Annotated in this window: 16 protein-coding genes; 3 read left to right on the top strand and 13 right to left on the bottom strand. The window is 35.9% G+C overall.

Annotation, left to right across the window (positions count from 1 at the left end; genetic code table 11):
- Nucleotides 1-96: 96 nt before the first annotated feature.
- Both IPH11_17080 and IPH11_17075 read right to left on the bottom strand, forming a co-directional pair.
- Nucleotides 97-465, bottom strand: a complete 369-nt coding sequence (locus IPH11_17080) for a cupin (protein MBK6915286.1) — start codon at nucleotides 463-465, stop codon at nucleotides 97-99.
- Nucleotides 466-481: 16 nt separating this feature from the next.
- Entirely contained in the window at nucleotides 482-3259 is a 2778-nt protein-coding gene (locus IPH11_17075; GenBank protein ID MBK6915285.1) for a T9SS type A sorting domain-containing protein, read from the bottom strand.
- 153 nt (nucleotides 3260-3412) lie between these two features.
- Here IPH11_17075 and IPH11_17070 point away from each other — a divergent pair, with 153 nt between their 5' ends.
- A complete protein-coding gene (locus IPH11_17070; GenBank protein MBK6915284.1) occupies nucleotides 3413-6037 on the top strand; it encodes a RecQ family ATP-dependent DNA helicase in 2625 nt (874 codons plus the stop codon).
- On the opposite strand, the gene IPH11_17065 is transcribed toward IPH11_17070, so the two are convergent.
- The 4 genes from IPH11_17065 to gap all read right to left on the bottom strand — a co-directional run bounded on the left by IPH11_17065 (nucleotide 6009) and on the right by gap (nucleotide 9566).
- A complete protein-coding gene (locus IPH11_17065; GenBank protein MBK6915283.1) occupies nucleotides 6009-6344 on the bottom strand; it encodes a DUF4296 domain-containing protein in 336 nt (111 codons plus the stop codon). The genes IPH11_17070 and IPH11_17065 overlap by 29 nt on opposite strands.
- The gene (locus IPH11_17060; protein ID MBK6915282.1) at nucleotides 6345-7160 is read right to left on the bottom strand and encodes a rhomboid family intramembrane serine protease; all 816 of its coding nucleotides are present in this window, start codon (nucleotides 7158-7160) and stop codon (nucleotides 6345-6347) included.
- Nucleotides 7161-7292: 132 nt separating this feature from the next.
- Complete coding sequence (locus IPH11_17055) at nucleotides 7293-8489, bottom strand: phosphoglycerate kinase (protein ID MBK6915281.1); 1197 nt, start codon at nucleotides 8487-8489, stop codon at nucleotides 7293-7295.
- 81 nt (nucleotides 8490-8570) lie between these two features.
- On the bottom strand, nucleotides 8571-9566 hold the full coding sequence (gene gap, locus IPH11_17050) for a type I glyceraldehyde-3-phosphate dehydrogenase (GenBank protein MBK6915280.1): 996 nt from the start codon (nucleotides 9564-9566) through the stop codon (nucleotides 8571-8573).
- Between the two features lie 506 nt (nucleotides 9567-10072).
- Between gap and groES the strand changes: the two genes are divergently transcribed.
- Together groES and groL are read left to right on the top strand one after the other, a co-directional pair.
- Complete coding sequence (groES, locus tag IPH11_17045; GenBank protein MBK6915279.1) at nucleotides 10073-10360, top strand: co-chaperone GroES; 288 nt, start codon at nucleotides 10073-10075, stop codon at nucleotides 10358-10360.
- A gap of 32 nt (nucleotides 10361-10392) precedes the next feature.
- On the top strand, nucleotides 10393-12036 hold the full coding sequence (gene groL / locus IPH11_17040) for a chaperonin GroEL (GenBank protein MBK6915278.1): 1644 nt from the start codon (nucleotides 10393-10395) through the stop codon (nucleotides 12034-12036).
- Nucleotides 12037-12155: 119 nt separating this feature from the next.
- Here groL and IPH11_17035 read toward each other — a convergent pair whose 3' ends face one another.
- From IPH11_17035 to IPH11_17005, 7 genes are all read right to left on the bottom strand, one after another.
- Nucleotides 12156-12845 carry a serine/threonine protein phosphatase gene (locus IPH11_17035; protein MBK6915277.1) on the bottom strand — a complete coding sequence of 230 codons (690 nt, stop codon included), beginning with the start codon at nucleotides 12843-12845 and terminating at the stop codon, nucleotides 12156-12158.
- A 3-nt stretch (nucleotides 12846-12848) separates the two neighbouring features.
- Entirely contained in the window at nucleotides 12849-14168 is a 1320-nt protein-coding gene (locus IPH11_17030) for an acetyl-CoA hydrolase/transferase family protein (GenBank protein MBK6915276.1), read from the bottom strand.
- A 50-nt stretch (nucleotides 14169-14218) separates the two neighbouring features.
- Complete coding sequence (ald, locus tag IPH11_17025) at nucleotides 14219-15340, bottom strand: alanine dehydrogenase (protein ID MBK6915275.1); 1122 nt, start codon at nucleotides 15338-15340, stop codon at nucleotides 14219-14221.
- Between the two features lie 143 nt (nucleotides 15341-15483).
- The gene (locus IPH11_17020) at nucleotides 15484-16440 is read right to left on the bottom strand and encodes a D-glycerate dehydrogenase (protein MBK6915274.1); all 957 of its coding nucleotides are present in this window, start codon (nucleotides 16438-16440) and stop codon (nucleotides 15484-15486) included.
- 18 nt (nucleotides 16441-16458) lie between these two features.
- Nucleotides 16459-17709: a spore maturation protein gene (locus tag IPH11_17015; protein MBK6915273.1), complete on the bottom strand. Its 1251-nt coding sequence runs from the start codon at nucleotides 17707-17709 to the stop codon at nucleotides 16459-16461.
- Between the two features lie 392 nt (nucleotides 17710-18101).
- Nucleotides 18102-19154: an N-acetylmuramoyl-L-alanine amidase gene (locus tag IPH11_17010; GenBank protein ID MBK6915272.1), complete on the bottom strand. Its 1053-nt coding sequence runs from the start codon at nucleotides 19152-19154 to the stop codon at nucleotides 18102-18104.
- On the bottom strand, nucleotides 19135-19599 hold the full coding sequence (locus IPH11_17005; protein ID MBK6915271.1) for a pyridoxamine 5'-phosphate oxidase family protein: 465 nt from the start codon (nucleotides 19597-19599) through the stop codon (nucleotides 19135-19137). The genes IPH11_17010 and IPH11_17005 overlap by 20 nt, the downstream gene beginning before the upstream one ends.
- Nucleotides 19600-19611: the final 12 nt, after the last annotated feature.

The following is a 19611-nucleotide window of genomic DNA, read 5'->3' as shown; positions in this document are numbered from 1 at the left end:
TCTAAACGAATTTTTCTAAGCTTAGAGAGAAATCAAAAATAGAATTCTTATTACAGAGAATTAGTGATAAAACAATTTCACAATAGAAATAATAAATTATTCAGAGTTGTCTCTATTCACTGTTTCTAAAGAGAAAGCAGGAAGGCACACTGCGATATATTCTGCCCCGCCTTCATAGGGAGTGCTATATTTAATCCACTCCCCTTTCTTTGTTAGTATGGCACTGCCGGCTTTTATTTCAAATAATTCATTTTCAGTTTTAACGCACAAAGTTCCTTTCAGGACTAAAGTATATTCATTAAACGCCGGACGCTGTCCCGGTTCAACCCACCCTTGAGGGCTTTTCATTTTTGCAATGCTGACTTCATCAGTAGATGAATTAACTCTTCCAAAATATTCTTCAATGATTTTGGGCTTGTTGCCAGCAGCTTCAATCACCGAAGGAGAATTTATAATAACCGGCATATTTTTCTTTCTGAAATTATTTCATTAAAACTATTTTCTTTATTTCCCTAATTGATTTTTGGTTATCGGCATCACGAACATCAAAGAAATAGAAATAAATCCCGGAGGCAAAGTTTTCTGCATTCCATTCAATTTCGTAATTACCGACACTCAGTTGTTCATCCACGAGTGCTGCAATCTGCTGCCCAACCGAATTATAGATAGTCAATTTAACTTTGCTATCACCGTTGAGTGTGTATTTAATTTTTGTAGAAGGATTGAATGGATTAGGATAATTCTGAGAAATAGTAATTTCTGTTGGGAAGAAATTAACATCAGCAAAAACTATATCAGAATATTCATAACTTCCGCTGAAGTCAATTTGCTTTAAGCGATAAAGTATCCTTCCCTGATAATTAAAATTAGAAAGATCATCGGTGAATGTATAACTTTTTACTTCGGTAGTCGTACCGCTGCCGGCAATAAAAGCAATTGATTCCCACTCTTCATTTTTTAACTTTCGTTCGATTTGAAATCCACTGTTGTTGGTTTCAGTAGCTGTCTGCCAATTTAACATGACTGTCTTATCAATAATATGGCTTGAGAAATTAGCCAGCTCAACCGGGACAGTGAAATCAATGAATGCTTCAAACACACCCCTTCCATGCGTACCTGCACGAAGCATTTTTGTTGTTGGAGCATAATCAAGATGAAGAATAACTGTATTAGGCAGACCGTTTGTAATTTCAGTCCAGTCGGTTCCATCATTTTGTGTATAAAAAACACCGATATCAGTCGCAACAAAATAAGTTTTAGGATTGGATGCATCTTCTGTATAAACATAAATATCATTTACGGGAGTATCAGGGAGATTACCTGAAATACTTATCCAATGTTCAGCGCCGTCAGTTGATTTATAAACTTTGCTTCCGCCAAATCCGGAAAGAGTTACATACACAGTTTGCGCATCATCAGGGTGAACATAAATTGAACTGATATACTTATTCGGTAGTCCATTCGTTTTATTTGTGAAAGTGATCCCGCCGTCAGTTGATTTATATAATTGATTGTATGTTGAAGCAAAAATTATTTGAGGATCAGTATTGCTGATTGCAAGCTGCTCAACAGCACTTGTGCCGTTGATATTATCCGAAACGGCAGTCCACATCAAAGCATTGTTTGTCGTTTTATAAAGTTTTTGTCTTGCTGTAAAGAAAGTCGCATCAATGGTGGGGTGAGAAATAATGGGGGCAACCCAAGCTGCATTTTCAGAAGAACTGATACCGTTAGTAGCTCCGCTCCACGAAGTCCCGCCGTTCAAAGTTTTTACAAGTCCATTGAACTGCGATTCGCCGAGAACAACGTCCTCATTAAAAGGATTAAAACAAACTTCTCCGCCGTCGCCGCCAAAAGCTGCTGCCCAGTTTATTGTTGAATGCGTCTGCTGAGTTCCATTATCCTGAGTACCGCCGAGTATCCATCCAGTCTCAAAGGGAGAGGCAGTAATACGGTAGAATTGAGTAAGTGTTAATCCAGCGTTAAGATTTGTAAACGTATTTCCATTATCTGTGGTTCTATAAATTCCGCCATCGTTAGTAACAATAAAAGTGTTTTCATCACCGGGATGGAAGAAAAGAAAATGCTGATCAACATGAACGCTGCCGCCGGCATATCCATTTGTAATATTTTCAAAAGTAGTTCCGCCATTAGTTGATCTAAAAACATCAATAGCACCGCAATATACTTTGTCAGGATTTTTTGGATTTACTCTTAAGTACAAATCGTACCATGCTTGAGAGCCGCCGTCAAGATTGGATAAGATTTGTGTCCAGTTCACACCAAAGTTTGAAGATTTATAGATATTGACAACACCCCCGCCATAAACTGCTGTATACATAAAAGCAGGATTGGATTTACATAAATCAAAGTGAGTTCTTTCGCCTGTTCCCAAACCGGTTGAGAAAGTTGAAAAGCTTACACCTCCATCAATTGATCTTCTGATTCCTATTCCGCTGCCAACCGCAAATGCAGTATCACCGGCAGGTGAAAATAGAACATCATCAACTCTTCCGGCAAGAAGTAAATTCCATGAAAGTCCGCTGTCTGAACTTCGATATAGACCATTGTAGCCAAGAGCTGCTAAAATTTCGTTTGATCTACCCGGGCGATAAACAATTCTTGAGAAATAAGAACTTGAAGGTAATCCGGCAGTAATTTGTGTCCAGCTTGCACCGCTGTCTGTTGATCTTAACAACCCCCTTCCATAATAAGATGCACCGCTGTATGTAGCTTCACCAGTTCCGGCAAGAATTATATTTGGATTTTGCGGATTAAGAACAATAGCTCCCATTGCAAGTGAAGCTTCCTTATCTGTCAGCGGAGTCCATGTTGAACCTGCATCAGTAGTTTTCCAAACACCACCGTTAGCCGGTCCGACATAAATAATATTTGGATCGGTTGGGTGATATGCACCGGTAACAATTCGGGAAGAAATATTTCCATAATTAAAATAGTAGCCGGGCGTTGGTCCAAGACTTACCCAGGCAAAATCAAACCCATCCATTAAATTTTGCTGACGAAGTTCTTCACGCTGAAGCAGAGAATTGCTGTAGGCATCGTCGGGAATTTTATCGAATGGATATGCGCGCTGCTGATAAAACCACCACTCTCTTGAAAATGCTTTTGTGTTCTTAACATAATCCGGAGCCTGCGAATAAACAGTATTTCCCGGAGTTTGGTTTTGAATACTAACTTGAGAGAATGATGAGAAAACAAAAATTAGCAGCCATGCAAATAACAAAAGTAATTTTTTCATTTTGAACCTTTATTAAATTAATCTTCAGGCAAATATTTTAGCTTCAATTGTACTTAAGTAGATTGAAGAAGTATTTATTATTTTAAACTCAAGTGAAAATTAGGATAATATATTTATTGTTTCAATCATAATTTTATAAAAGAGAATTACAACTTGATCTCAATTCAACAAATGGATTTAGAACAGAACTTAGAAAAATTATTCGGTTATAGTAAATTCAGACCGGGGCAAAAAGAAATTATTGAGACGATTTTAAATAGACAAAATGTACTCGCAATACTTCCCACAGGTGCCGGCAAATCTATTTGTTATCAGCTCCCCGCTTTGATCAGTGAACGATTTTCGATTGTGGTTTCACCATTGATCGCATTGATGAAAGATCAGGTTGATTCGATTAAGATTAATCCCAATCCTGCAGCCTTTATTAATAGTGCAATGTCGTTTAAGGAGTCTGAAGAAACTCTGAGGAATATTTCTTTCGGCAAAATAAAAATATTATATCTCGCCCCGGAGAAATTAGAGAATCGGCAATTTGCAGAAAGAATAAAGTCGCTCAATCCTAATTTTATTTTTATTGATGAAGCACACTGCATCAGCGAATGGGGGCACAACTTCAGACTGGGTTATACAAAGATAAAGGAGTTTACGGACTATCTCGGTGTGAAAAATATTTCGGCATTTACTGCTACTGCTACTCCTGAAGTTGCAAAAGATATTGTCGAACAACTTGGATTAGTTGAACCAAAAATATTTGTCTGCGGTTTCGAGCGGGATAATATTTCGATCAATATTATTAAGACAAAAAAGAAAAAAGAGAATTGTTTACAGATTCTCGCCGAACATGGAACTCCTGCTATTGTTTACACTTCTTCGCGAAAACGTGCAGAAGCTATTAGCGAATTTTTGCTGATGAATAAAATTAAAAGCACTTATTACCATGCCGGTTTGCTTCCTGAAGTAAGAAAAAAAGTTCAGGAGGATTTTATCAGCAATAAGACTTCTGTTATTTGTGCTACAAATGCTTTCGGTATGGGCATAGATAAAGGTGATATCAGACTCGTTCTGCACTACAATGCGCCGGGTTCAATTGAAAATTATTATCAGGAAATTGGTCGCGCAGGCAGAGATGGAAAACCTTCGCATGCATATCTTCTGTATGATGACTCGGACATGGATATTCACAAATATTTTATCCGAAATTCCTATCCGGATAAAGAAACCATAATGGGGATTTATGATTCAATCTGCGATTTTGGTAAAGTTGCAGTTGGAAATATTACTTCCAAAGAGATTCCAATTGATTTAGATTTTATAAAAATCACTACACAAAAACAAATCAGCAGAGGAATAGTTTACTCTGCCTTGAATTCACTTGAAGGCGGGGGTTATCTTAAATTAATTTCCGATCTTGAACGAAAAGATTCGATCCAATTTTTGATGGATAAAAACCGGCTTCGAAATTTTGTAAAACAGACCGAGAATATTTTCTTTAAGGAAATAATATTATATCTACTAAGAAATTTTAGCAAGGAGATATTTCTAAAAGAAGTACGGGTAAGTGTTACGGAAATTAGTAAAGAGACAAACATCATCATCAATGAGCTAACAGAATCCTTAACCATTCTTGACAATTTTGGCATTATCAGTTTTTATCAAAGTCTTTCTAAGGATAGTGCGAGAATGCTTTCGCCAAGAATATCTTCCAAAGATTTAAAATTAAATTTTAAAAGGATCAACGAGAGTTTTCTGAATCAGCATACTAAAGTTGAAAAGATGTCTCAGTTAATTTACACTACTGACTGCCGATTCAAATTTATTTTGAATTATTTTGGGGAGACTAACTCAGATTATCACTGCGGGCAATGTGATAATTGTACGACAAGAACCCGGCTGCCGTCAAATTCAATTCAATATATTTCTGAATTAATTTTACGAACACTATTTGAATCGAAGGATGAACTAGCCGAACGAAATGTTATTTCAATTTTAAGAGGATCAGTTAAAAAAGAAAAGTATAATTCGATAACTACTTTTGGTGTTTGCAGAAATTACGAAAAGCATGAAATACTATCTGTTCTTTTTGAATTAATTGAATCAAAAGTAATTACCAAAGGAGTAAGAGATTTAATAAATTTGACAGAATATGGATTTGAAAAAATCAAACAACTGGGGCTTCATAAAGTTGTAAAACCCAAAACCGGCTATGAAGATAATCTTGAATTGTTCAATATCCTAAGAACAATACGACAGGATATTTCAAAAAAATTTATGCAGACTTCAAACTTAATTTGCCCTGACGAAGTATTAAGCAATATCGTAAAGAATAAACCTAAGAATAGAGAGCAATTTTTAGCGCTGAAAGGTACGAATGAGCGAATGTTCACAAAAATTGGCAGCGAAGTTATCGAAGCTGTTTTGGCTAATGAAAGAATTCAAAACAACAATCAGAAAATTACTCCGACAAAAAAAATTCCGTCAAGCATCGCTGAAACTTACAATCTGATAAAAGGAGGGTACACATTGAAAGATATTGCTTCGATGCAGAACTTAACTGAGGCAGTAATTTCAATGCAGGTAGAAACAATCTTAGGCTTTGAACCGGAAGTTGAGATTAAAAATTTGATCCCTGCTGAGATTTACACAATGATAAATGAAAAAATAAAAGAGGGAATAATAGATTTGAAAGAATTGAAAAATAAACTGCCGGCTGAAGTTACTTATCCGATGATTAGAATAGTTTTAGCGAAGACTAGGGCTTTGGAGTTTCCTTCTTCTTGAGTTCTTCTAAATAGTTTAGAGTTTTTTCAAAAAAAATTTCCCAGCGTTCCACATCCTTATTATAATAATTTACAGTGTTTTCGTATTCCTGTTCTGTGTAATTATATTTTTTTAGAATAGTTTTTTTATGCAGTAGTAATTCTTCACCGCTCAACTTCAAAGTATCCTGCACAATAATTATATCTGTATAAATTTTTATAAAATCGTCTTCAGGAATTTTATCTGATCCGAAACAGCCAAGTATTGTTAGGGATAAACCCGCAGCAACGAAAAAGCAAATAACTTTTGTAGGATTTATTTTTTTCAATTACAAATTCTTCTTACTTGCCTCAAAAAGTATTTTCTTTTCACGTTCGGTTAAATTTTGATAACCGGATTGACTAATCTTATCAAGAATTGCATCAATTTCGGCTTGCGAAATTTCTTCTGATTTCTTATCTGAATGAATATCGTAAAAAGTTGCATCCTCTACATTGCGCTTACTTTTACGAAATTTATCCGAAAGACCACTGAAAATATTTTTATTATTGTAGCTTCTTGAAGAAATCCCCAGCATGTCCTTTAAAGGAACGTGGATACTTTTATCAAGCATTATAAAAATAAACCCGGCGACAGCACCTCCAAGATGCGCAAGATGTGCTACCCCTGAGCTTGCACTATCAACGAGCATAAACTCAAGAATTATTAAAAATCCGATAAGGTATTTTGCCTTAACAGGGATTAGAAAATATAAAAATATTAATTGATCGGGAAACATCATTGCAAATGCTATCAAGACTCCATAAATAGCTCCCGAAGCGCCAATGGTAGGGGCAGCCCCTACTTGCAGAAGTGGTGTAATAAATAACTGGAATAAACCTGCAACGACACCGGCGGTTAAATAATAAATTAAAAATTTTTTAGAACCCCAGATATTTTCTATTTGCATTCCGAACATCCATAGACCAAACATATTAAAAAGTATATGCGAAAATCCCCCATGCATAAATTGATAAGTTATCAACTGCCAGATTTGAAAATTGTATGGATGCCCCGCAGCGTCAAAACCACTGATTGGGTTTAGAGCAAACCACCGATTAAGAACATACCATGCAGGTAAACCATTTAAAGTAATGTTATCCATCAAAAGCTGAACAAAAAACACTACTCCATTAATAATTAAAAGATTTTTAATCACAGGAGGAAAGGCACTGAAACCGCCAAACCTTCCGGAACGATAATAGTCACTCAATATTTTTTCCTATTCTATAAAAAATTAATTGTCACTTAAAGCAGCAACACCGGGAAGAACTTTTCCTTCAAGAAATTCAAGCGAAGCACCCCCGCCTGTTGAAACATGAGAAACTTCATCTTCCAACCCGGCTTTACTGATTGCTGCTGCTGAATCACCTCCGCCTATAACAGTAATTGCACCATTCTTTGTTGCCTGCGCTAATGTTCGAGCAATGGCAAAAGTTCCCGAAGCAAAGTTATCCATTTCAAAAACTCCCATCGGACCATTCCATACAATCGTTTTTGATTTTAGTAATTCTTCGGTAAATAATTTAGCTGAAGCCGCACCAATATCCAATCCCATTTTATCGGAAGGAATATTATCAACATTAACGGTAAATGCAGGCGACTCATTTTTAAATTCACTTGCAACTACTACATCAACCGGAAGCAAAAATTTAACTTTTGAAGCTGAGGCTTTTTGCAGTACTTCTTTCGCAAGTTCTACTTTATCTTCTTCGAGCAGCGATTTACCAATTTTTTTTCCCTGTGCTTTGAAAAAAGTGAATGCCATACCACCACCTATAATCAGTGTATCAACTTTGTCGAAGAGATTCATAATTACATCAATCTTTCCGGAAATTTTTGCGCCGCCAAGCACCGCACAGTAAGGACGCTTCGGTTGAGAAAGCGCATTGCCGAGATAATCAAGTTCCTTTTGCATTAAGTATCCGGCAGCACAAATCGGGATAAATTTTGTAATTCCTTCTGTCGAAGCATGAGCACGGTGTGCGCTTCCGAATGCATCATTGATATAAACATCACCCAAAGAGGCAAGTTGTTTTGAAAAATTTGCATCGTTTTTTTCTTCTTCTTCATGAAAGCGAACATTTTCTAAAAGTAAAACATCGCCTGATTTCATTGCGTCAACCATTGCTTTCACATCTTCACCAATACAGTCCGGTGCTAACTTGACTTCTTTATCAAGCAGTTCACCCAATCGTTTAGCACATGGCTTAAGACTGTATTTTGGGTTCACTTTCCCTTTTGGTCGTCCAAAATGACTCATCAAAATCGCTTTACCATTACTCGAAATAATTTTTTTAATAGTAGGCAATGAAGCAACAATTCTATTATCATCAGTAATATTTAGATTATCATCTTGCGGAACATTGAAATCCACACGAACTAAAACTCTTTTATTATTTAATTCAACTTTATCAATTGAAAGTTTATTCATCCATCCACCTGTAATTTTGGAAATATTCTATAAAAAAGGACTGAGTAATACACCCAGTCCTATCAATTTTAATCTGTAAAATTATTTTACTAATAATTTGACAAGATCAACAACGCGGCAGGAATAACCGTATTCGTTATCATACCAACCAACAACTTTAACAAGATTGCCATTCACCATTGTTGACTTCGCATCAAAAATATTAGAGTGAGAGTTTCCAATAATGTCTGCGGAAACGATCTCATCCTCGGTGTATTCCATAATGTTTTTCAGCGAACCTTCTGAGGCGGCTTTCATAGTTGCATTTATTTCTTCAATAGAAGTTTCTTTTTTCAAAACTGCAACTAAATCTGTTATAGAACCATCCGGAGTTGGCACGCGAAGCGAAAAGCCGTCGAGTTTACCTTTAAGTTCAGGAATAACTTTTCCCACTGCCTTCGCTGCGCCTGTGGTTGTAGGAATAATTGATACTGCGGCAGATCGTGCTCGTCTCAAATCAGCATGAGGAAGATCAAGTACATTCTGATCATTTGTGTAGGCGTGAACCGTAGTCATAAAACCTTTTTCAATTCCAAATTTATCATTAAGCACTTTAACCATGGGGGCTAAACAATTTGTAGTACAGGACGCATTTGAAATTACTTTTTCATTACCCGTTAAAGAGTTTTCATTTACTCCAAGAACTATTGTAGCATCAACCTCACCCTTAGAGGGAACAGTTAAGATTACTTTTTTAGCACCTGCATTAATATGTTTCATGCAGGCTTCCTGAGAACGAAAGACACCGGTTGATTCGATTACTACATCAGCACCGAGTTCACCCCATTTCAAATTAGAAGGGTCGCGTTCGGCACTAATTCTGATTCTATCACCATTAACAATTATATCACTTCCATCAACCGAAATTTCGCCTTTAAATCTTCCATGAACCGAATCATATTTTAGAAGATGTGCAAGTGTTTTTGCATCGGTTAGATCATTGATTCCAACAAAATCAAAACCGCCAAGTTCTTTAGCTCTTCTAAATACAAGACGACCGATTCTTCCAAATCCGTTTATTCCAATTTTTACTGACATTTATTACTCCTTTATTAATATTGAGAATGAATTGTTCTTATTAATTTTTTAAAGATTTATGAAAAAGTAGTGCTTCAAATTAACAAAATTCACTAATTAACTAACCTTAAGCATTTGTCAAGCTGATGGCATTGGCATTCTGCATCCTTTATTGGATTTTGATCCCGAAAGCTTTCAGGACAAAATGACTTTGATCAGTAATTTTTAATTTTCAGAAGTTTCTGTAAATCAATTTTACAGTTTATTACCAAATATTTAATGAAATAATTTGAAGTCTTTGTTGTAAAATTACCATTACACCTTTTGATTTTCAAACCATAATTCACATTTCTGAAAACAATGACAGAAAACTACTTCAAGTGTGAGGTAAAATACTTTCAACTTTTATAAATGCAGTTAATGAATATATACCTTGACAAAATCTTAATTAAACATTATTTTAGCACTCACAATTTAAGAGTGCTAATAATTCAAATCAATAATTTAGGAGAAATATTATGAGCAAAATTAATCTTAAGCCATTAGCCGATAGAGTTATCGTTAAACCGGCTGAGGCAGAAGAAATGACTAAGGGTGGCATCATCCTTCCGGATACAGCTAAAGAAAAACCAATGCAGGGAACCATAGTTGCTGCCGGTCCGGGCAGAACAACTGACGACGGCAAGAGTATCAAAATTGAAGTCAAGGTTGGGGATAAAGTTCTATATGGTAAATACAGTGGAACTGAAGTAACTGTGGATGGAGAAGAGTATTTAATAATGCGAGAGAGTGATCTTTTCGCAATCATCGGATAAATTAATAACGAAAATTAAAATAGGAGAAAAATATGTCATCAAAATTAATTGAGTACAACAGCGAGGCACGAACGAAGCTTAAAGCTGGCGTTGATAAGCTCGCTAATGCTGTTAAAGTTACATTAGGACCAAAAGGAAGAAATGTAATCCTTGAAAAGAAATTTGGCGCACCAACTGTTACTAAAGATGGTGTTTCTGTCGCAAAAGAAATTGAACTTGAAGATGCAGTTGAGAACATGGGCGCGCAAATGGTTCGTGAAGTTGCTTCTAAAACAAGTGATGTTGCTGGCGATGGAACAACAACTGCAACCGTTCTTGCACAAGCAATTTACAGAGAAGGTTTGAAAAACGTCACAGCAGGTGCAAATCCAATGGACTTAAAAAGAGGAATTGACCTTGCGGTTATTAAAGTTATTGCGTATCTAAAATCAATTAGCAAAGAGGTTGAAGGAAGAAACGAAATTGCACAGGTAGGTTCAATTTCTGCTAACAATGATCCTGCTATTGGTAATTTGATTGCCGATGCAATGGAAAAAGTCGGCAAGGATGGTGTTATCACAGTTGAAGAAGCAAAAGGAATGGAAACTTCCCTCGATGTTGTTGAAGGTATGCAATTCGACCGCGGTTATCTATCACCTTACTTTGTAACCGACACTGAAAATATGGAAGCTATTCTCGAAGACGCCTTCATATTAATTCACGACAAAAAAATCTCTGCTATGAAAGATTTGCTTCCAGTATTAGAAAAAGTAGCACAGCAGGGAAAGTCAATGCTAATAATTGCGGAAGACCTCGAAGGAGAAGCTCTTGCTACATTGGTAGTAAATAAAATTCGCGGAACTTTGAAAATTGCCGCTGTCAAAGCCCCGGGCTTTGGCGATAGAAGAAAGGCAATGCTCGAAGATATTGCAGTACTCACCAACGGTACTGTTATTTCTGAAGAACGTGGATTCAAATTAGAAAATGCTACTGTTGCATATCTCGGACAGGCAAAGAAAATAGTGATTGATAAAGATAATACTACTATCGTTGAAGGTGCTGGAAAAACTGATGAAAGCAAGAAGAGAATAAACGAGATAAAAGCACAAATCGAAAAAACCACTTCTGATTATGACAAAGAAAAACTACAGGAAAGATTAGCTAAACTTTCAGGTGGCGTTGCAGTATTAAAAATCGGTGCCTCTACTGAGGTGGAAATGAAAGAAAAGAAAGCAAGAGTTGAAGATGCACTTCACGCAACCCGTGCTGCTGTTGAAGAAGGAATTGTTCCGGGTGGTGGAGTTGCGTTCGTTAGAGCAACATCTGTTTTAGAAAAACTGACCGGTGCAAATGCCGACCAAACAATCGGTATTAAGATCATTAAAAAAGCGTTGGAAGAACCTCTAAGACAAATTGTAAATAATGCTGGTATTGAAGGATCAGTAGTTCTCCAAAAAGTTAAGGAAGGCAAAGATGATTTCGGATTTAATGCAGCTACTGAAGTCTATGAAAACTTAGTTAAGGCTGGTGTAATTGATCCTACAAAGGTTACAAGAACCGCACTCGAAAATGCTGCTTCTGTTTCCGCTTTGTTACTTACTACTGAAGCTGTGGTTTACGAGAAAAAAGAAAAAGAACCACAAATGCCCGGAATGCCTCCCGGAGGTATGGGCGGTATGGGTGGAATGGATTATTAAAATCCATACGTCAATTAGATGTATATTAAAAAGGCGGAATTTTCTTCCGCCTTTTTTTATGGAAAATCGAGGTCAACAAGTTGCGACACGACTTAATAAAATTCCATCCATTATGGAGTCTAAAGTGTATCTTCAGCAAGAGTGCTAATAGAAATAATATCCTCAATCTTATTTTTATTAATCAGCACGGCTGTTAATTTGTTGTTAGTTATTGCCGCCGTATCTATGTAAACAGAATTATTCTCTTCAATTCTTTCAATCTCCACCTTCCTTGTATGCCCGACAACTTGCAGTTTCCCAAGATTCATAAGTTTTTTTCTATTCCACAATATTCCGTTTTCACTTTCAACTTCCTTTTTCACAAGTTCATCAAATAATGATGGAAATTCTAGTGGAGGCTCAGGTAATTCAATTTTGTAAATATCAGCAATCCCTGCATGCGAGATAAAACAATCTTCCGTGTCATAATAAAGTGGAGAGTTAATAATTACTTTCAGATGTTCATGCAAAATGTGCATTTTATCTTGATACGAGGAAAGCGTTTTCCCGCTGCCATTGTAAATCCATGCTTTTGCTAAAGCGCTTTCCGGGTGGTGAAAAAAATAGTAAAACATGTATTCATGATTCCCGGGTGTAAATGCGATACTTTGGGATAAGATATAATCTATTACTTCGAAACTATAATTACCTCTATCAACAAGATCACCAACAGAATAAACAGTAACACCTGGATATTTATCTTTTAATTCTGTACAAAGTTTTTTCAGAGTAAAAAAACAACCATGTATATCACCGATAACAGCTAACATAAATTAAATGTGTAAAACATCTTGAGCATATTTTGCAAGCTCATCCCTGAAAGCAGGGTGTGAAATACTTATTAACGCCTTAGCTCTTTCTGAAATACTTTTACCCCAAAGCTGAACAGAGCCATATTCAGTTACAACAAAATGAACATCGCCGCGGGAGGTTACAACCCCTGCACCTGGTTGTAGTTGGGTAACTATTCTGGAAATTTTTTCATCTTTCGTAACTGAAGGGAGTGCAATAATCGGCTTCCCTCCTTCCGAACGAGCAGCCCCCCGAATAAAATCAACCTGACCTCCGATACCACTAAAAAATTTTGTCCCGATTGAATCGGAACAAACCTGTCCTGTTAAATCTATTTCAATAGCAGAGTTGATCGCAACCATTTTATTATTCTTTGCAATTATAAAAGGATCATTTACATATTCTTGAGGATGAAATTCAATGATCGGATTATTGTCTATGAAATCATAAGTTCGTTTGGTACCCAAGACAAATCCGGCGATTATTTTTCCCTGATGAAGAGTCTTCTTTTCACCATTTATGATTCCTTCCTCTACAAGCTCTACAACACCGTCAGAAAACATTTCCGTATGTATTCCCAAATCTTTTTTCCCTTTAAGATATTTCATGACCGAATCGGGAATTGCACCAATGCCAAGTTGAAGTGTTGCCCCATCCTCAATTAGTTCAGAAATATTTATCCCAATTTTATCATAAATATTAAGAAGCTCTTGACTGCTATTCGGATCCACTTGCGGAAGCTCCTGTATTGGGGCATTATGTTCAACAATAAAATGAATTTTATTTATATGGATAAAACTGTCGCCGAGGCTTCTTGGCATCTCTTTATTTACTTGGGCAATTATTATTTTGGATTTTTCTGCGGGAGTTTTGATATTACCTACATCTACACCATAACTGCAATAACCATGTTCATCGGGAGGAGAAACATGTATTAATGCAACATCAGTTTTAATAAGACCACGCTTGAATAAAGAAGTAATTTCGGATAAAAATATTGGTGTGAATTCGGATCTACCCTCATTAACTGCCTTTCTGCTATTGGCACCGATAAAAAAAGCATTATGCTTGAAATGATTTTCCATACCTGGTTCAATATATGGGAGTGAGCCAACGACGAGGATATGATAAATAGTAACATTTGATAATTCGTCTTTCCGTCTTACCATTGCATTGATTAATTCAAGGGGAGCGGCACAACCCGGTTGTACAACAATATTATCACCAGATTTAATAATTTTTAATGCCTCATCTGCACTTACTATTTTTCTATTATAAATATTAAGAATATTGGAAGGCATTACATATTTACGGTCTATTGTCGAAAGCATGGGCAAAAATTTCCTTTAAATTAATTTGTAGAGAATACTCTAAGTTTTCGATATTCTACATTAAAAATATTTGCAATGGCTTCATTTGCACAGTATCCCCCATAAGTGCAGACCCCATTTGCAAGCCCCTCATCACCCAACAGCGCATTTGCGAGTCCATTGTCGGCAATATTTTGAATGTAAGGCATGGCGGCATTATTTAACCCATAACTCGCCGTGCGGGAAACAAGGGCCGGCATATTTGGAACACAGTAGTGGATTACGTCGTGCGTAAGATAGACAGGATCCGAAATTGTTGTAACACGACTGGTCTCAATACACCCACCCTGGTCAATAGAAACATCAACTATGACTGCACCACGTTTCATATCTTTAACCATGTCTTCAGAAACAAGATGAGGAGTTTTTTCACCTTTGATTAAAACTGCACCTATCAGTACATCAGCAAAACGAACACCGCGTGTAATGGTATAAGGGTTTGCCATAACAGTTGTGACTCTTTTTTTAAAATAAGCATCTATTCTTCTTAACCGGTTCAAGTCTTTATCAATAACAACAACCTGTGCACCCCTCCCGAGCGCTGCTCGCGCAGCAGTAGTTCCGACAACACCGGCACCTAAAATTACAACGGCGGCAGGTGCAACCCCTGTAATTCCGCCAATCAAGATACCCCTGCCGCCCTTAGTATAACTTTCAAGATATCGTTCAGCAACTTGAATAGATAACTGACCGGCTATTTCACTCATGGAATGTAAAACTGGAAGACGATCCCCATCTTCGATCAATTCATATCCGATTGCAGTTATATTTTTTTTGATAAGTTTTTCAACTACGTTTTTTTTACCAACAGCAAGGTGAAGAGACGAAAATAATATCTGATTTTCCTGAAGTATATCAATTTCGGATTCTGACAGGGGGGCTACTTTTACAATCATTTCAGCGCGTCTGAATGCTTCCTCGCCATCATATACTATTGAAGCGCCTGTTTTTATATAATCTTCATCGTGAAAATGACTGCCTTCCCCTGCCCCACTTTGGATATAAACTGTATGACCTGCTCTTATTAAGGAATCAACACCGGCAGGTGCCAATGCAATTCGTCTTTCTTCTCTCTCAGTTTCTTTTGGTACTCCTATTCTCATTGGAATTTCTCTTTTTTTTATTTTAAAACTACTTAAAGACTAATTGATATTCAACTTTAATTTTTAATCATACAATAAGACTATACACACACGGGTTAGATTTAAAAATATACTTTTGTTAAAAACAAAATTACTACGAAGGATTACATCTGAATAGGAGTGAGTGGTTTTTTCCCCTTTAATACATTTACAACGTTTCTGGCTGCAAGCTTTGACATAGCATTTCTTGCTTCGATGGTTGCACTGCCAAGATGCGGGAGTAAGACTGCATTTTCCAATTTTAACAATGCGGAATTTACACTCGGTTCATTTTGATATACATCAAAACCAGCCGCATAAATTAATTTTTTATTCAACATTTTAATCAGGAAGACTTCGTCAACTATCTCTCCACGTGCTGTATTAATCAGAATGGAGTTTTTATGAATTAGTTTTAGTTTCTTTTCACTTAATAGATTAAATGTTTTTTTGTTTAAAGGCAGGTGTATTGAAATAACATTCGAATGTGAAAGCAGTTTATCAAGCGAGACTTTTTCGCCATTAAGTTTTGTATCGAGATATAAATTTTGATGATTAGAATAATAGACGATTTTCATGCCAAAGCTATGTGCTCGAACAGCAGTTGCAGTGCCGATTCTGCCTGCACCAAGTATGCCAAAAGTTTTTCCTTTCAGTTCCATTCCCAAAAATAATTTTGGCTGCCAGCCCGTAAATTTTCCGGTGCGCATAAATTTTTCAGCGGGGACAATATTCCTTGCACAACAAAGCATAAGTGAAATCGCTAAATCAGCGGTCGAATCAGTTAGAACATCGGGAGTGTTAGTAACAATAATTCCTTTTTGCTTTGCATAATTAACATCAATATTATTAAACCCCACAGCATAATTTGCAATTATTTTACAATGCTTTGCGCTATCTATGAAATCTTTATCCACTTTATCAGAAAGTAAAGTGATGATACCATCAACATCTGAGATTTTTTCAATCAACGTTTTTTTTGTGATGGGTTTACTTCCACTGTAAACTTCGAGGCTAATCCCTGATTTACGAATGTGGTTTATACCAGCCTCTGGAATTTCCTTTGTTATAAATATTTTCATTTTCGATTGAAATAATTTTTAAATGCTGAATAACATTTTAACAATAAATAAAGCTGCCAATATTCCAGCAATATCTGCAAACAAGCCGGCAGCTAAAGCAAATCGAGAATTTTTAATATTCACCGAACCGAAATAAACAGCTAACACATAAAATGTAGTTTCGGTGCTTCCATAAATAGTAGAGACAAGTACACCAAGATAAGAATCAGGTCCAAATACTGATAAATTTTCTGTCATGATTCCAAGCGAACCGCTTCCGGAAAGGGGGCGCATTAATGCCATTGGTAATGCCTCTGTGGGGAAACCAATTATATTTGTAACAGGTCTTAATATTATCATTAATATGTCCATAGCCCCGCTTGCTCTAAATATTCCAATTGCCATGAGCATCGCAACCAGAAAGGGAATGATTTTTATAGCAATATTAAAACCATCTTTTGCTCCCTCAATAAAATTTTCGTACAAATTTATTTTTTTGAATAAACCAAAAACTAAAAAACTAACTATTATGAAAGGAATTGCTAAAGTAGAAAATAAGGATAAGGCACTAATAAGACTTTCAGAAGAAATAAAATTAATATTATTTGTGATAATTTTAACCCATCCTAAATAGAGGCTCACAAAAAAAGCTAGAAACAATATTAAGATTATCATTAGTGGATATACTTTTCCTCTTAGCCATCCGAGAAATATTTCTTTACCACCTGATAACTTTGCAAAAGTCTTTGCGGCAATAACTCCGACTATTGTTGCACACATTGCTCCAAAAATTGAAGTCCCAATTATTATAGTTGGATTAGCACTTCCAGCAGCGGCTCTGATTGCAATTGCTGAGGCTGGTATTAAAGTTAAGCCCGCAGTATTAATAGCAAGGAATGTTATCATAGAATCGGAAGCAGTATCTTTTTTAGGATTCAATTCATTCAGTTCTTGCATAGCTTTCAATCCAAAGGGAGTAGCAGCATTACCCAAGCCGAGCATGTTTGCTGAGATATTCATAATCATTGAACCCACTGCAGGATGATCGGATGGAATTTCAGGAAATAGGAATTTAGTTACTGGACGAAGCATCCTTGCAATAACTGATATTAATCCCGCAGTTTCACCCACCTTCATTATGCCAAGCCACATTGCCATTATACCGATAAGCCCGAGCGCAATTTCTACAGCAATTCCTGCATACTCGATTATTGAATTTGTAACGGATTTTATTTGGATAAAGCTAACTTCTTCAAACTTTATTTTTCCTGTTAACAAGTTGTTGGGCATAGCCGTGTTAGAGCTGAATTCACACACTAATATTTTATCGCCCCCGTTGGCTTTCGCCATCTCAATCAATACTTCCGGAGTAGATAGATTTACCAGAATATCAATTTTGGAATTTTTACTGTTCTTAGGTTTATTGATTTTCCCAAACAGAATAACATCATTATTAAGTGATTGTTGGAATCCATTATTAAAAGATTTTCTATCTATAATTATTTTGCAACTATATTTTCCCCCCTCGTCAATTGAAGTTGAATCAACGAATGCCTGCGATGAGAACAAATACTTATTTGCATATTTGTTATCTGAACTTTCATATAGATCAATGAAAACAGCAGTTCCAATTCCAAATAATATTAAAAAAGTCCAAACGTAGTTAAGCAATTAAATACTTTCTAAGGATTGATGATGATCTTTTTAGTGAATGGGAAGGAATGATTTCCTCTTTTGTTAGCAACAATAATTTTAATTTCATGTTCTCCAACTGTTAAAGCGTCCCCAATAATTGTTAGTAAACCTGTTTCAATATCATAAGAAAAATTGTTGTATTTAATTTTATCCAGTAGAACAATAATAGACTCCGTTTCAATACCGATATCATCTTTTAGAAAAAATGGAAAATTCTTCTTATCACTAAATTCTTCAGAAGAAATAATATCAGGGGTAGAATTAGCAAAGTAACGACATAATCCTCTGAATATCCCCCATGCTTCAATTCTATTAAATTCTTTGATTGATAATCTTTTTTCTTCATAATAATTTGTGTGAAAGCCGCATTCGACAAGCACGGAAGGAATGTTTGTTTCTCTTAGGACAGAAAATCCTTTTCCAGGATAGACAGAATAGTCAGAATAAGTTCCATCAAAAGAACCTAACCCGCCGGGGTTTCTCATAGCATAGGACAGATCACGCTGAATAAACCTTGCAATTTCTCTTTCGCATGGATTGTATTCATAATCCAATTCAGTTGCGTGATAATAAGTTGAAGTGTAATTAGTTGTGGTATCATCCGAATCAGCAGGAGCATTATGATGAATGCTGACAAAAATATCTGCACTGCTGTTGTCAGCTAATTGTGATCGTAATTTTAGATCAACTGTTGTATCGGAGTCGCGCGAAAGATAAACTGATGCCCCTGCCTCGGTTAAAAACTCTTTTAAGAATAACACAACATTCAGATTAATATCCGCTTCAACAACTAATTTATTAATTCCAATATTCTTCCTATCACTGCCCCCATGACCCGCATCTAAAAATATTTTTCGCCCGGAAATATATTTAGAATATTCATCTAAAAATTTAGTTTTTTGTTCAGGGTATTTTAGTTCAGCAGGGATTTCGTAATAAACTTTATCGCGGTAAATAACTTTGATTTCTGTGCAAGCAGAAAATTGAATCAATGTAAATAATATTAAATAAAATTTATATTTAAAAAATGTTTTCTTCAAATGCCTGAATCTCCTCAGAATCTATCATTATGATTTGACTGAGAGCAGAAATTTTTTTTAGATTTTTTGAGATTTTTTCGTAAGAATATTTTGTAAAATATGAGGTTAAGCACTCTTCAATTTGTTTCGGATCGTCAAGCTTTTTAATTGAACCCATTATTGAAAATGATAAGTATCTGTTTTCATTCAATGTAGTTGTCTTAGTTTTCTTAGGTTTTTCTTGACGCATAACATTAAAACTCGCAGGTGATCCATATTTTATTAAATCATAAAAATCTTCACCTTCCCTGAACATTATGTAAATGTTTTTATCTAAGTAAACATAGCTTGTTGGATATTGAATAAATTTGTCTTCAGCATGAAATGCGGCAACACCCGCTATAGCAGAAGTCAATCCTTCTTCAATAATTTTAATGTCTCTAATTTGTGAATATTTTCTTTGCACAATACTCTCCCA

The organism is Ignavibacteriales bacterium (assembly GCA_016709155.1).
Classification (GTDB): domain Bacteria; phylum Bacteroidota; class Ignavibacteria; order Ignavibacteriales; family Ignavibacteriaceae; genus JADJEI01.
This window is presented reverse-complemented; position numbering and strand designations above follow the sequence as displayed.

Excerpts from the sequence above, each read along its gene's own strand:
- IPH11_17080 (MBK6915286.1), bottom strand. The coding sequence starts at position 465 with ATGCCGGTTATTATAAATTCTCCTTCGGTGATTGAAGCTGCTGGCAAC.
- IPH11_17075 (MBK6915285.1), bottom strand. The coding sequence starts at position 3,259 with ATGAAAAAATTACTTTTGTTATTTGCATGGCTGCTAATTTTTGTTTTC.
- IPH11_17060 (MBK6915282.1), bottom strand. The coding sequence starts at position 7,160 with ATGGATAACATTACTTTAAATGGTTTACCTGCATGGTATGTTCTTAAT.
- IPH11_17055 (MBK6915281.1), bottom strand. The coding sequence starts at position 8,489 with ATGAATAAACTTTCAATTGATAAAGTTGAATTAAATAATAAAAGAGTT.
- gap (MBK6915280.1), bottom strand. The coding sequence starts at position 9,566 with ATGTCAGTAAAAATTGGAATAAACGGATTTGGAAGAATCGGTCGTCTT.
- groL (MBK6915278.1), top strand. The coding sequence starts at position 10,393 with ATGTCATCAAAATTAATTGAGTACAACAGCGAGGCACGAACGAAGCTT.
- IPH11_17035 (MBK6915277.1), bottom strand. The coding sequence starts at position 12,845 with ATGTTAGCTGTTATCGGTGATATACATGGTTGTTTTTTTACTCTGAAA.
- IPH11_17030 (MBK6915276.1), bottom strand. The coding sequence starts at position 14,168 with ATGCCTTCCAATATTCTTAATATTTATAATAGAAAAATAGTAAGTGCA.
- ald (MBK6915275.1), bottom strand. The coding sequence starts at position 15,340 with ATGAGAATAGGAGTACCAAAAGAAACTGAGAGAGAAGAAAGACGAATT.
- IPH11_17020 (MBK6915274.1), bottom strand. The coding sequence starts at position 16,440 with ATGAAAATATTTATAACAAAGGAAATTCCAGAGGCTGGTATAAACCAC.
- IPH11_17015 (MBK6915273.1), bottom strand. The coding sequence starts at position 17,709 with ATGCCCAACAACTTGTTAACAGGAAAAATAAAGTTTGAAGAAGTTAGC.